Source organism: Amycolatopsis sp. NPDC003861 (assembly GCF_053605405.1).
The window spans coordinates 1-13,743 of sequence record NZ_JBSGJD010000252.1; the positions used below are offsets into that span (position 1 = coordinate 1).

Below are 13,743 nucleotides of genomic sequence, written 5' to 3' on the forward strand. Positions count from 1 at the left end.
CGTCCCGTACGCCCGCCCGCCGGTCGGCGAGCTGCGGTGGCGGGCGCCGCAGCCGCCGTCGCTGTCCGGCGGTGTGCACGTCGCGACCGAGTACGGGCCGCACGCGATGCAGGCGCCGGACCCGATGAACCCGGCTGCCGTCTGCGACGAAGACTGCCTGTACCTCAACGTCTGCACGCCGGACGGCCCGGCGCCCGAGCGCGGCTGGCCGGTGCTGTTCTGGCTGCACGGTGGCGGTTACCGCGTCGGACACGGCGAGCAGCTGGGCGACGGCGAGGAGTTCGCCCGCGCCGGGATCGTCGTCGTCACCATCAACTACCGGCTCGGCTCGCTCGGCTTCCTGCACCTCGCCGGGATCTTCGGCGGGTCCGAAGCGGACGCCGGCGTGTGCGGCTTCCTCGACCAGGTCGAGGCCCTGAAGTGGGTGCGCCGCAACGTCTCCGCGTTCGGCGGCGACCCCGAGCGCATCACCGTCTACGGCGTGTCCGCGGGCGCGAAGAGCGTCGGGAACCTCCTGGGCAGCCCCCTGGGCCAGGGGTTGTTCGCCCAGGCCATCAGCAGCTCCGGCGGCGCGGACCACGTCGCGACGCCAGAGGCCGGGACGGCGCTGGCCCGGCGGCTGCTGGACGAAGTCGGCTGCCACGACATGGACGCGCTCCGGGCGTTGCCCGCCAAGGAGTTCGTCGAGGCCCAGGAACGGATCCTCACCGGCTTCCAGGCGCTGTGGCTCTGGCGGCCCACTCTGCACCCCCGCGTGCTGCCCGAGGTCCCGATCGAGCCGATCCGGCGGGGGAGCGCGGCCGGGATCCCGCTGCTGATCGGCTGCAACAGCAACGAAGGCAGCACGTACGCGCTGATGCTCGGCGACGACGTCGCGACGGCGCCGGCGTCCGGTGTGCTCACGGGCATCCTCGGCGATTCCGGGGCTACGCAGCTGCTCGAGACGTACCTTCGCCGCGTCCCCGACCTGCAGGCCGCGAAGATCGCCGCCATGGGCGACGAACGCTACGGCATCCCAACGCAGCGGCTCGCCGACGCGCAGTCCGTGCACGCGCCCGTGTACCGCTACCGCATCGACATCGCCGCGCCCGGCGTGCCCGAGCAGCTCGACGGCGGTCACGGCACCGAAACCACCATGGCGTGGAAGACGCCGCTGCCGCTCGCGTCGCAGGGTTCCGCCGTCAACCCGAAGCGGGAAAGCGCGGCGTTGCTCATCCACCGCGCCTGGGTGCGCTTCATCCGGGACGGCGTCGCGGACGCGGACGGTCCCGAATGGCCGCCCTACGGCCCCGAACTCCGGCCGGTGCTGGTTTTCCGGGAAGACACCGACTTGGTGCTCGATCCACGCGCCGACGAGCGAAAGGCCTGGGGCGACACGGAATGGGCGTCCGGGACCTGGTTCCCGGTGACCTGAGACCGTTCCTTCACCCGCCGTTCACTTCGAACCGGCTCGCTCCCGCGTCCAATGGGCGAAGGCGGCTGAGGGGAGTGCTCGTGAAACGCCGGGTGTCGATCGGACTGGCCGTGGTGCTGGTGCTGGCCGTCGTGGGGGTGATCATCTGGGGCCGCGGCGACGACAGCGCCGCGGGCTCGACCACGACCGTGCGCGGGGTGATCGGTTCGGAGAAGCAGGCCTTCTTCACCGACCGGCGCGTCGTCGACGCCTTCGCCCGGCACGGCCTGAAGGTCGAGGTCGACACGGCCGGGTCGCGGCAGATCGCGACGACCGTCGACCTCGGGAAGTACGCCTTCGCGTTCCCGTCGTCGTCGCCCGCGGCGCAGAAGATCCAGCGCGACCGCAAGGTGACCACCGTCCACACGCCGTTCCAGTCGCCGATGGCCGTCGCCTCCTTCGAACCGATCGTCGCCCTGCTGCGGGCCAACGGCGTCGTGCACAAGGGCGCCGGCGACTACGACGTCCTCGACATCGCGAAGTACCTCGACCTGGCGAAGGCCGGGACACGCTGGGACCAGCTGCCCGGCAACACCGCCTACCCGGCCCGCAAGAACGTCCTCGTCACCACGACCGACCCGCGCGAGTCGAACTCCGCGGCGATGTACCTGTCGATCGTTTCCTTCGTGGCCAACGGGAACGCCGTCGTCAGCGCGCCCGACCAGGAGGCGAAGGTGCTGCCGTCGGTGGCGAAGCTGTTCCTCGACCAGGGCTACACGCAGAACAGCACCGAAGGGCCCGTTCGAGGACTACCTGTCGGCCGGCATGGGGAAGACGCCGCTGGCGCTGATCTACGAGTCGCAGTTCGTCGACCGGGTGCTGCGCGGCGACGGCTCGATCCGGCCCGACATGCGGATGCTCTACACGGCCCCGACGGTCTACTCGAAGCACACGCTGGTGCCGCTGACCGGCGACGGCGACAAGGTCGGGCAGCTCCTCGCGACCGACCCCGAGCTGGGCAGGCTCGCCGCGACCTTCGGCTTCCGCACGACCGATCCGAAGCTGTTCGCCGAGGTCGCCGCGCCGGCCCACGTGCCGGCCGACCTGGTGGACGCCGTCGAGCCGCCGTCGTTCGAGACCCTGGAACGGCTGCTCGACGCCGTCGGCAAGCAGTACTGACATGGACTTCGCCCTCACCCCGCCCGAGCCGGTCACCGCGATCCCCGCCGAGCGCGCCGCCGGGCTGATCACGCTCAGTTCCGAGACGCGGTCGGAAGTCTCCGTTCGCGCCGCGGAGTTCGCGTCCCGGCTGGAAGCCCTCGACGTCCGGTCACCGGAGTTCACCGACCTCCTGGACGAGCTGCTGGCCGTCGGCGAGGCCGACATGCGCGCCGCGGCCGGCGTCGCGGGGACGATGCTCGACCGGTCGTTGCGCAGCGCGGTGTCGCCGCAGGACGGCGTCACGACGAGCCTCGCGAGCCTGCGCCGGACCGTCGCCGAGCTCGACCCGGCGAAGCTGCCGCTCACCGGCCGCAAGCTGCTGGGCATGTTCCCGGCCGCGGCCGGCGCGAAGCGGGCGCTGGACCGCTACCGGGCGGCGAACGAGCCGGTCAACGCCCTGGTCGTCGACCTGCGCGGCCGCCAGGACGTCCTGCGTCGCGACAACGCCTCGATCAAGCGCGAACGCGAGCGGCTGTGGCAGGTGATGGGAAAGCTCGCCGAAGCGGCCGCGCTCGCCGAGGCCGTCGACGGCGCGATCGAAGCGCAGGCCGGCGTCTTCGACCTGACGGATCCCGCGCGCGCCAACGCGTTGCGCGCGGACGTGCTGTACCCGATCCGGCAGCGGTACCAGGACCTGCTGACGCAGCTGGCGGTCAGCGCGCAGGGCTACCTCGCGCTGGACCTGGTGCGCAAGAACAACGACGAGCTGATCCGCGGCGTCGAACGCGCGGTGTCGACGACGGTGTCCGCGCTGCGGGTCGCGTTGCTGGTCAGCGGCGCGCTGGCGAGCCAGCGGGACGTCCTCGACGAGGTCGCGGCGCTGCAGGCGACCACCGACGGGCTGATCCGCGCCAACACCGAGCTGCTGGACCTGCAGTCCGCGGAGATCCGCAAGGCGAGCAGCGACCCGGCCGTCGCGACCGAGACGATCCGCGCGTCCTTCGACCGGATCTACGCCTCGATCGACGCGATCGACGGGTTCCGCGCCGACGCCGTCCGCACCATGGCCGCGACCGTCGAGTCGCTGTCCGGGGAGATCCGCCGCGCCGAGGACCACCTGCGGCGTTCGCACGAGGGGGAAGCATGAGGAAGTTCCTGGCGTTCCTGGTGGGCGTGCTGCTGCTGGCGGGGTGTTCCGAACCGTCGTCCGCACCGCTCGGGGAGCCCGAGCCGGGCGTGTTGCGGATCCTCGCGGGCAGCGAACTGGCGGACCTGCAGCCGGTGCTCGACGAAGCCGCGCGCGCCACCGGAGTGACGGTCAAGTTCACCTTCACCGGGACGCTGGAGGGGGCCGAAGCGCTGGCGAACGGCAGCGTCGACGGCAAGTACGACGCCGTGTGGTTCTCGTCGAACCGGTACCCCGCCGGCATTCCCGAAGCGGCGAAGCGGCTCGGGAACCAGGTCAAGATCATGAGCTCGCCGGTGGTGCTGGGGCTGGCCGCGCCGGTGGTGCAACGGCTCGGCTGGGCGGGAAAGCCGGTCAGCTGGGGCGAAATCGCCGCGCAGGCCGGGAAGAAGGCGTTCAGCTACGGGATGACGGACCCGTCGGCGTCGAACTCCGGGTTCTCGGCGCTGGTCGGCGTCGCATCGGCGCTGGCGGGCGCGGGCAACGCGATCGACGCCCAGCAGATCGCTTCGGTGACTCCGCAGCTGACGCAGTTTTTCAGCGCACAGGCGCTTTCGGCGGGTTCCTCGGGCTGGCTGTCGGACGCGTACGTCCGGCGCGCGACCGGGCCGGACCCGGTTGACGGGCTGATCAACTACGAGTCCGTGCTGCTGTCGGCGAACGCGTCCGGGAAGCTGCCCGCGCCGCTCACGCTGATCTACCCGAGCGACGGCGTCGTCACCGCCGACTACCCGCTCACCCTGCTGGCTTCCGCCGGCTCCGACGCGCGTTCGGCCCACCAGCGGCTCACCGACCACCTGCGGACTCCTGCGGTGCAGCAGCGGATCATGGAGACCACCGGACGGCGTCCGGTCGTGCCCGGGGTCGCGCTGGGGCCGCAGTTCACGCAGCGGGACCTCGTCGAGCTGCCGTTCCCGGCGACGCAACAGGCGGTCGACGCGCTGCTCTCGGCGTACTTCGACAAGCTCCGGCGGCCCTCGCGGACGCTCTACGTGCTCGACACGTCCGGGTCGATGGCGGGTTCGCGGATCGACTCGCTGCGGGCCGCGCTGGTCGGGCTGACCGGCGCGGACACGTCGCTGACCGGCCGGTTCCGGCGGTTCCGGAGCCGGGAGGAGGTGACGATGCTGCCGTTCAACACCGGACCGGGCGCACCGCAGACGTTCACCGTGCCGGCCGAGAACCCCGCGGCCGAGCTGGTGCGCATCAAGACGTTCGCCGAAGGGCTCGAGGCGCGCGGCGGAACGGCGATCTACGACAGCCTTTCGCGGGCGTACCAGGTGCTCGAGCCGCTGACGGCCGCGGATCCGGACCGATTCACCTCCATCGTGCTGATGACCGACGGTGAGAACGCGAACGGCTCGTCGCTGGGGGGCTTCCTGGGGTCGTTCGGGTCGCTGCCGCCCACGGTGAACCAGGTTCCGGTGTTCACGGTCCTGTTCGGCGAAGGCAGCAGCGACGAGCTCACCCAGGTCGCGACGCGGACCGGCGGCAAGGTGTTCGACGCGCGCAACGTCCAGCTTTCGCAGGTGTTCCAGGAGATTCGCGGGTACCAATGATGCTGCGCTATCTGGGGTCGACCAAGAACCTCGCCGGCTGCGTCGGCGGGCTGATCGGCGTCGGGCTGTACCTGACCGGGGTGGCCGGGTGGTTCTGGCCGTTCGTCGTGGCGGCGCTCTACGCGGCCGGGGCGCTGCTGGCGCCGGGGGAGAAGGTGCGGCTCGTCCCCGACACCTCCGGTGAGCTGCGGCAGTCGCTGGACGCGCTCGAGGCCGTGGTCTCGGCGCAGGCTTCCCGGATGCCCGCGTCCTCTGTGGACACCGTGCGCCGGATCGCGGTAGTGCTGCGCGACCTGCTCTCCCGGCCCTCGCGGCTCTCGGCCGACCCCGATCTGCAGCACGCCGTCGTGCGGCTGGCGGGCACCGATTTGCCGCTGTCGCTGGAAACCTACCTCAACCTGCCGTGGTGGTTCGCGGCTCGGCGGGCCGGTGCGGGTGAAGAACTGGTGGCGCAGCTGGGGTTGCTCGAGGCGGAGGCGCACCGGGTGGCCGAGCGGTTCTACGCGGCGGAGGTCGACCGGCAGGCCGACCACACGCGGTACCTGCGGGATCGCGACGCCTGATCTCCACACCTGTGAGTGATGATGTTCGAACGCGCGTTCGAGTAGCGTGGTCGTTGTCGCACTCGTCGGAGAGGAGAAGTCATGAACGGGTACCGAGGTTCGGCAGGGTCAGGGTCATCGCGGCGGTGGTCAGCCAGCTCAGCAGGTCCGGCAGGGGAATGCGGGAGAGGCGCTCCGGCCATTCCTCCGCCACGGTGTGCAGCACGAGTTCGTCATGCCGCGGCTCCACTTTGGTCAGTTTCAGGCCGGGCGGGAGTTCCGGCAGGGGAAGCACGATGGGGTGGAAGGCGCGGGGTGGGCGCAGCTGCCGCCGTCCGATGTGGAGGGTCTGCGGCACGAGCACCACGGCGTCGTCCGCCACCTGCGGGCGGAGCGTCAGGTGGCCCCAGTGCGGGCGCTTGGCCCAGCGGATCTGCAGCAGCCCGCTGCCGGCCGGGGTGGCGACGATCCCGGGGCGGGCTTTCGCCACCCGGTCCCGCAGCACGTCGGCGGACACGGCGATCCCGAGCTGCACCCGCGCGGGCTTGGCGGCCGGGGTGGGCAGCGAGCGGAGGCGGACGTCTTCGGCGAGCACGGTGACGCGGCGCAGCGGGATGCTGCTGGGCTTCTCGTCGTCCGCTGCTTCGCTGTCGGGCCAGTCGACGTCCTCGGCGACGATCCGGACGTCGCCGAGCCGTCCGGTGGCCAGCCGGAGGCTGTCGGCCGGGTAGTCGAGTGCGGCGAGGGTGAGGCCGACTTCGCGGTCGCCCACCTTCGCCGTCAGCCGGCGGCCGACGAGCTGCTCGGTGACGGTGCGCACGAGGGCGGCCGGCGTGACCGGGACGTTCGGGAGCAGGGAACGCCCGGCCGCGGCCAGGTCGGCCAGCTCGGGCCAGGGTGACCAGCCGTCGAACCACCTGCCGTCGCTCATCCGTCCAGTGTCGCCGAAGGCGACCGGCGGCGGCGACGGCGGGTGGTCCGCCTTCGGTCACCGTCCCGCGAAGCGGGCGATGATGCCGGTCACGACCAGCCAGAACACCGCGGCCAGGCCGTAGTCGAGGATCACGGCCAGGCTGGGGCTGTCCACCGGGAACAAGCCGGGCCAGAACAACGCGAGAGGAACCGCCAGCGACTTGATGAACTGGAAGAAGGCGTTGCCGGCGTTCGCGCCGGCGAGCACCATGATCATGTAGAGAACTTCGATCCCCGCGAAGATCGCGCCGATCGCCGTGATGACCCGCACGGCCGTGTTCCGTCTGGTGGTGGTTCGCCAAGGAGACATGCCGCGAAAATTCCCGGATCGGGTGACAGATCAAACGCGTCCGACCCAAGATTGCGCCGTTCGGCCGCTCCCGTTGCTCTCCGCCGCCCACCCACCACAGCAGGCAACCACCCCAACACCCCGGCTACCCGCGGCCTCCCCGACCAAACGCCCCCACCACCCACGCCCCGGCGACCCCCAGGCCCACCACCCGACGCCTCCGCCACCCGACACCCTCGGCGACCCAACGCGCCCCTCGGCCACCCAACGCCCCCGCCACCCGACGCCCTCGGCGACCCAACGCGCCCCTCGGCCACCCAACGCCCCCGCCACCCGACGCACCCGCCGCCCAAGGCTCTCGGCCCACCCAATGCACCTGCCACCCAGCCCCTCCCGCCACTCCACACGCCCGCCGTTCAACGCGCCGACCACCGAAGGCCCTCCGCCCATCTACCCGCGCCACCCCGTCCGCCGATGCCCCGTCCCGTTCCGCGCCTTCCCCGGCAGCCCAGCTCCCGGGCGCGTGTCGTCCACCTGGGTACGCGTGTCGTCCGTCTGGGTACGGGTCCCCAGCGGCGGGACTCGCTCCTGGGTGGCGCGCCCTCGTCCCGCCACACCCCCGCCGACCCGGGCCTAAGGCCACACCCCCATCGCCTCGCCCAGCAGCCGCCCGATGGCCCAGTCCTGCACCGCAAGCCCAACGGATTTGAACACCGTCCGCCCACCCACCCCCGGAGGCCGCCCCAAAGCCGACCCCAGCTCGACCAGCGTCCCCCGATCGAGAAGCCCGGCGGAGACGGCGTGGATCACCTCACCCGCCTCCGACAGCACCGCACCGACCTGATCCACCACCACACACCCCGCGGTGGCCAGCAACTCCGCGGGAAGCTCCCGCATGGAAGGCAGGTACGACCCGATCGCGTTGACATGAGCCCGTTCCGGCAAGTCATCGACACCGAAGAGAGGAGTCGCCGATGACGTAGCGCAACAGACGACGTCCGCATCGGACACCGCGTCCGCCGCGTCGCGGGCCACGCGCACCGTCACCGACGGGAACTCCGGCCGCAGCCGTTCCGCCAACGCCGAAGCGCGCGAGCGGTCCCGGCCGAATACCGACACGCGGCGAAGCGGCCGCACCGCCGCCACCGCTCTCACCTGGTCGGCCGCCTGGGCTCCCGTGCCGAGGAGGGCCAGACTGCTGGCCGAAGTTGGGGCCAGCAAGTCCGTGGCGACGCCCGACACCGCGCCCGTGCGCAGCGCCGTGACCTCGACAGCGTCGGCGACCACCTGGCCGGCGGCCGTGTTCCACACCAGCGTGCCCAGGATCATCGGCGTGCGGCCGGGGGCCAGGTTGAGCGTCTTCACCACCGTCGTCGACGTCGGGGTGTGGCAGGCGGTCATCACGAGCGTGGTCGCCGACGCGAACGACAAGCGTTGCGGCACCTCGAAACGGCCGGCGGCGAGGTCGAGGAACGCCGAGCGCACCGCGTCGATCGCGGCCGGCATCGGCACGGCTTTCCGGACTTCGTCGGCGTCGAGCATGCGCGGCCCCTCCGGCGTCGGATCTGCCGCTAGCCTGGCGGCATGTCCGAGGCCACGCAAGAGGAGCAGCGGTTCGTCCGCGAAGACTGGTACGGGGCGGAGATCGCGGGCCGGCACTACGTGCGGTGCGAGTTCCGCGAGACCGACTTCTCGGAGGCGGTCACCCGGAACGCCGTCTTCACCGACTGCGTGTTCGGCAACGTGCGCTTCAACGCGTCCCGGCACGAGGACTCGGCGTTCACCGGGTGCACCTTCACCCGGTGCAACTTCTTCGACGCCGAATTCACCGGGTGCAAGCTCGTCGGCGCGAGCTTCAGCGAGTGCGAGCTGCGGCCGCTGCGGGTCACCGGCGGGGACTGGTCGTTCGCCGGGCTGGCGGGTGCCGACCTGCGGGCCGTCCGCTTCCAGGGCGTCCGGATGCGGGAGGCGGACCTCACCGGGGCGGACTGCGCCGGCGCGGTGTTCGCCGACGTCGACCTGTCCGGCGCGCTTCTGCACGCCGTCAAGCTGCCGAAAGCCGAGCTGCGGGGCAGCGACCTCTCGGCGCTCGACCCGACGGACGCCGTGCTGACCGGGGCGATCGTGTCACCCGAACAGGCTGCGGTGCTCGTCACGTCGCTGGGGCTGCACGTGCGGGCGTAGGCTCATCGCGTCGGGAAGGGAGCACCGCATGGGCGTCGTGACACCGGGTTTCCAGGGCCGGGCGCGCAGTGGCAACCCGCGGCTGCCACCGGGGCAGTACCTCGCCGAGGACTTCCCGGTCCTCTCGGCGGGCCCGACCCCGCGCGTGCGCACCGAGACGTGGGAGTTCACCGTCACCACCGAGACGGGCGAGAAGCACACCTGGAGCTGGGCCGAGCTGATGGCCCTGCCGAGCGAGAAGCCCACAGTGGACATCCACTGCGTCACCCAGTGGTCCAAACTGGACACCCGCTGGCGCGGCGTCTCGGTCGACACGCTGGTCGGCGGGCTCGGCACCGAGGCCGACTACGTCATGGTGCACGCCTACGGCGGCTACACCACGAACCTGCCGCTGGCCGACCTGCTCGACGGCCAGGCCTGGATCGCCTACGAGTACGGCGGCAAGCCGCTGACGCCCGAGCACGGCGGTCCGGCGCGGCTGCTCGTGCCGCACCTGTACTTCTGGAAGTCCGCGAAGTGGGTGCGCGGACTGGAACTGAAGACCCGGGACGAGCCGGGCTTCTGGGAGAACGCCGGCTACCACGACTACGGGGATCCATGGCGCGAACAGCGGTATCAGGGCGACTAGCCTGGCGGGTCGCCCGCCTGGCCGGCTTCCGCGACGAGACGCCGACGGCGCGCACGCTCGTCTTCGACCTGCCCGGCTGGCCGGGCCACCTGGCGGGGCAGCACGTCGACGTCCGGCTCACCGCCGCGGACGGCTACCGCGCGCAGCGAAGCTACTCCCTCGCCGCGCCCGCGGACGGGGATCGGGTGGAGCTGACCGTGCAGCGCGTCGCCGACGGTGAAGTGTCCGAGCACCTCACCGGCCCGTACGCGATCGGCGACCCGGTCGAGATCCGCGGCCCGATCGGCGGCTGGTTCGCATGGCGGCCGGCGGATCCGGCGCCGGTCCTGCTGATCGCGGGCGGCTCGGGCATCGTGCCCCTGATGGCGATGATCCGCGCCCGCCGCGCGGCGGGCGTCCGGACGCCGTTCAAGCTGATCTACTCGCTGCGCACCCCGGCGGAGCTGTACTACGCCGACGAGCTGCGCACGCCGGTAGCGGGCGTGGACGTGACGTACGTGTACACGCGCGAGCTGCCCGAAGGCCGCCCCGGCATTCCGCGCCGCATCGACGTGGCGACGATCAACACGGCGGGGTGGCCGGCGGAGTTCGGCGCGTCCTGCTTCGTCTGCGGGCCGACGGGCTTCGTGGAGACGGTGGCGGACATCCTGGTCGCCCTCGGCCACGACCCGCACCGGATCCGCACCGAACGCTTCGGGCCCAGCCGCGACTGAATAGCCGTCAGGCATCCGATGAATAGGTGATCGACTGCCCCGCTGAGCGGGAAATTGTCGACATCGCCGGGGAGAGATCCTATCTTTCGAGCATGCTGACCAAGTGGGGCTCGACGCGGCGCCGCACCGTGGTGACCGTTCTCCTCGGCGCGGGCGCCCTGCTCGCCACGACCGGCCCGGTGGCCGCGGCCGACCCGACCGCCGCCGGCCAGGACGTCTACGTCTCGCCCACCGGCTCCGACCGAGCCGCCGGGAGCGCCGGGCATCCTGTCCGGACCCTCGAGCGCGCCCGCGACCTCGTGCGGCAGCGCGCGCCGCACCTGACCCGGGATCTCACCGTCCACCTCGCGCCCGGTGTCTTCCGGCTGACCGCCCCGCTGCGGCTCGACGCGCGGGACTCCGGGGGCAACGGTCACCGCGTCATCTGGCAGGGCAGCAACGACACCGAGCTGAACGGCGGCGTGCGGGTCACCGGCTGGCGGCCGGTGCCGGGCCGTCCGGGCCTGTTCGCCGCGCCCGCGCCCGCCGGGCTCGACACCACGCGGCAGCTCTACGTCGACGGCGTCCGCGAGCAACGGGCCCGCGGCCCGCTGCCGGTGACCGTCGAGGCCACCGACACCGGCTACACCGCCAGTGCCGACACGCTCGCCCACTGGCGGAACCCGAAGGACGTCGAGTTCGTGTACGTCTCCGGTGAGGCGTTGTGGAACGTCCAGCGCGACGGCCTCGGCCAGTGGACGGAACCGCGCTGCCCGCTCGCCGCCGCCGCGGGCACGACGATCACCATGGCCCAGCCGTGCTGGGACAACTCGACGAAACGGGTGCTGTTCCCCGACATCCCGGGCCGCAGCGTCAACATGGTGGGCCCGGCCGACCTCACCAACGGGCGGCACCCTACCTACGCCGAAAACGCCTTCGAGCTGCTCGACACCCCGGGCGAGTGGTACCTCGACCGGGCCGCCCGCGTCGTCTACTACCAGCCGAAGCCCGGCCAGGACCTGAGCCGCGCGGACGTCGAAATGCCGGTGCTGGAGAAGCTCCTCGACGCGAAGGGCACGGCGGCCGCGCCGATCCACGACGTCGCCTTCCGCGGCTTGCGCTATTCCTACGCGACCTGGCTGACGCCGTCGTCGCCCGAAGGGTTCTCGGAAATCCAGGCCGGCTACACGATCACCGGCGCCGACGGCTGGGCCGTCCAGGGACTCTGCCAGTTCGTGCCTGGTGGCACCTGCCCGTACGCCTCGTGGACGCGGGAACCCGCCAACGTTTCCGTCTCGCACGGCCGGCGCGTCGAATTCTCCGACAGCGTGTTCGCCCACCTCGGCGGCGCCGGGCTCGACCTCGTCGACGGCACCAAGGAATCCCAGGTCCTCGGCGACATCTTCACCGACATCTCCGGCAACGGCGTCCAGATCGGCGGGGTCGGCAAACCTCTCACGGACACCGACGCCGACGTCGTGCGCGACGTCCGGGTCACCGACAACCACCTTTACGGGCTGCCGCGCGAATTCCACGGCGGTGTGCCGATCGTCAACGGCTACACCGTGCGGAACACCATCGCCCACAACCAGATCGACCACGTCGGCTACTCGGCGATCTCCGTGGGCTGGGGCGGCTGGCCGGACAAGATCAAGCGCCCCGCGACGCCGAACCTGTCGCACGACAACGTCGTTTCGGACAACCTGATCTTCGACTACATGCAGATGCTCGACGACGGCGGCGGCGTCTACACCCAGGGCATCACCGGCAGTTCCCTGGCCGACGGCGAAAAGGTCACCGGCAACGTCATCCACGACCAGTGGGGGCTCGGCAAGGGCGTCTACACCGACAACGGCGACACCTACGAGACGATCCGCGGCAACGTCCTCTACGGCATGGCGTACTTCAACGTCGGCACGGTGCACGTCGACTACCGGGACGACCTGGGCAACAACGACCCGACGCTGACCGAGGGCAACTACTGGGAGCAGGGCGACCGCGACAAGGTCGACAAGGGCGCGATCACCCGCGGCAACCACCTCCTGCCGAACCCGGCGGCCGCGCCGCCCGGGATCGTCACGAACGCTGGGCTCGAGCCGGCCTACCGCGGGCTGCTCACCCGCCGGGTCGGAGGCCAGGCCCCGGCCGAAGCACCATCGCGCGTCGGCACGTTCGCCGTGGCGGGAAAGCTGTACGCAACCTGGAACCCGACGTTCGCGTTCAACAACGCTCCGGTGACGCACTATGTGGTGACGGCATCGGGCGGCGGCCGCACGCACTCGACAACGGTGACGGCGGCCGACTTCGCGAAGCGCGCGTACGTCGAAGTACCCGGACTGACGGACGGAACGCCGTACACGGTGACAGTCGCGGCGCGCAACGCGTACGGGACGAGCGAGCCGTCGCTGCCGTCGGCCCCGGTGACCCCGGGCCCGAAAACCGCGGTGCTGCCGGGAAGCCCGACGAGCGCCCGAGCACTGCCGAGCGCAACGGCGGCCTCGATCCGCTGGAACCCACCGGCGGCAACGGGCGACACCCCGGTCCTGGCGTACGCGATCACGGTGTCCGACGGCCGCACAATCCGAGCGGAGGGCCGCGACGCCCTGGTCACCCAGCCGACGATCAAGGGCATGACCAGGGTGGTGGCCGGCCTGAAGCCGGCCACGGCCTACACGTTCACGGTCGCGGCGATCACGGCAACGGGAACCGGCCCGGCAGCGACGTTCACCGCCACGACGGCAGCAGCTTGACCTGAGCGGACCTCGTTGTCCACAACCCGCCGGCGATGTGGACAACGAGGCCCACCGGCCATCGTTCCCCGGCTTTTCGTCGCCCGCCGCCGATAGACTGGACCTGGGGACGCCTCCCTGGGAGGGCCAGGGTTCCGGCAAAGTCGTGTCGTTGCAGGCAGGCACGGCTCTCGGTGGTGATCATGTGGTTGTCGAAGCCCATGATCTGTGAGAGCCGTGCCTGCTGCTGCATCTTCTCCCATACCCGCTGTGCTGGCCCAGCTGGCCTCTGCCGACCTCGACCACGTAGCTGACCTGCGTGACTACCTGGCTCTCGTACCCGATCCGCGGAAGCGGCGCGGGGTGCGGCATTCACTGGGATCGGTCCTGGCGCTGGCCGCGGCCGCA

11 protein-coding genes and 1 pseudogene are annotated in these 13,743 nt (G+C 71.5%); 9 read left to right on the forward strand and 3 right to left on the reverse strand.

Annotated elements, in window-relative coordinates; translation table 11 throughout:
• The 5 genes and pseudogenes from ACWEVN_RS39620 to ACWEVN_RS39640 form a co-directional block, all read left to right on the forward strand.
• Positions 1-1,414, forward strand: a 1,414-nt coding sequence (locus ACWEVN_RS39620; protein ID WP_452054706.1) for a carboxylesterase/lipase family protein, incomplete at its 5' end; no start/stop codon positions are given.
• 80 nt (positions 1,415-1,494) lie between these two features.
• Positions 1,495-2,572: pseudogene (locus ACWEVN_RS39625) on the forward strand (hypothetical protein).
• 1 nt (position 2,573) lies between these two features.
• Positions 2,574-3,701, forward strand: a complete 1,128-nt coding sequence (locus ACWEVN_RS39630; RefSeq protein WP_452054707.1) for a toxic anion resistance protein — start codon at positions 2,574-2,576, stop codon at positions 3,699-3,701.
• Positions 3,698-5,299: an extracellular solute-binding protein gene (locus tag ACWEVN_RS39635; protein WP_452054708.1), complete on the forward strand. Its 1,602-nt coding sequence runs from the start codon at positions 3,698-3,700 to the stop codon at positions 5,297-5,299. The genes ACWEVN_RS39630 and ACWEVN_RS39635 overlap by 4 nt, the downstream gene beginning before the upstream one ends.
• Entirely contained in the window at positions 5,296-5,862 is a 567-nt protein-coding gene (locus tag ACWEVN_RS39640) for a hypothetical protein (protein ID WP_452054709.1), read from the forward strand. The genes ACWEVN_RS39635 and ACWEVN_RS39640 overlap by 4 nt, the downstream gene beginning before the upstream one ends.
• A 79-nt stretch (positions 5,863-5,941) precedes the next feature.
• Here ACWEVN_RS39640 and ACWEVN_RS39645 read toward each other — a convergent pair whose 3' ends face one another.
• The 3 genes from ACWEVN_RS39645 to ACWEVN_RS39655 form a co-directional block, all read right to left on the reverse strand.
• Complete coding sequence (locus ACWEVN_RS39645) at positions 5,942-6,772, reverse strand: hypothetical protein (RefSeq protein WP_452054710.1); 831 nt, start codon at positions 6,770-6,772, stop codon at positions 5,942-5,944.
• A gap of 57 nt (positions 6,773-6,829) precedes the next feature.
• On the reverse strand, positions 6,830-7,084 hold the full coding sequence (locus tag ACWEVN_RS39650; RefSeq protein ID WP_003083120.1) for a hypothetical protein: 255 nt from the start codon (positions 7,082-7,084) through the stop codon (positions 6,830-6,832).
• Between the two features lie 651 nt (positions 7,085-7,735).
• Complete coding sequence (locus ACWEVN_RS39655) at positions 7,736-8,644, reverse strand: ornithine cyclodeaminase family protein (protein ID WP_452054711.1); 909 nt, start codon at positions 8,642-8,644, stop codon at positions 7,736-7,738.
• A gap of 42 nt (positions 8,645-8,686) precedes the next feature.
• Here ACWEVN_RS39655 and ACWEVN_RS39660 point away from each other — a divergent pair, with 42 nt between their 5' ends.
• From ACWEVN_RS39660 to ACWEVN_RS39675, 4 genes are all read left to right on the forward strand, one after another.
• Complete coding sequence (locus ACWEVN_RS39660) at positions 8,687-9,286, forward strand: pentapeptide repeat-containing protein (RefSeq protein WP_452054712.1); 600 nt, start codon at positions 8,687-8,689, stop codon at positions 9,284-9,286.
• Between the two features lie 28 nt (positions 9,287-9,314).
• Positions 9,315-9,914 (forward strand): sulfite oxidase-like oxidoreductase, encoded by a 600-nt coding sequence (locus ACWEVN_RS39665; RefSeq protein ID WP_310976007.1) that lies wholly within the window; start codon positions 9,315-9,317, stop codon positions 9,912-9,914.
• On the forward strand, positions 9,884-10,627 hold the full coding sequence (locus tag ACWEVN_RS39670) for a ferredoxin reductase (RefSeq protein ID WP_310976008.1): 744 nt from the start codon (positions 9,884-9,886) through the stop codon (positions 10,625-10,627). Before ACWEVN_RS39665 ends, ACWEVN_RS39670 begins: the two co-directional genes overlap by 31 nt.
• Positions 10,628-10,719: 92 nt before the next feature.
• Positions 10,720-13,356: a fibronectin type III domain-containing protein gene (locus tag ACWEVN_RS39675; protein ID WP_452054713.1), complete on the forward strand. Its 2,637-nt coding sequence runs from the start codon at positions 10,720-10,722 to the stop codon at positions 13,354-13,356.
• The last annotated feature ends 387 nt before the right edge of the window (positions 13,357-13,743 follow it).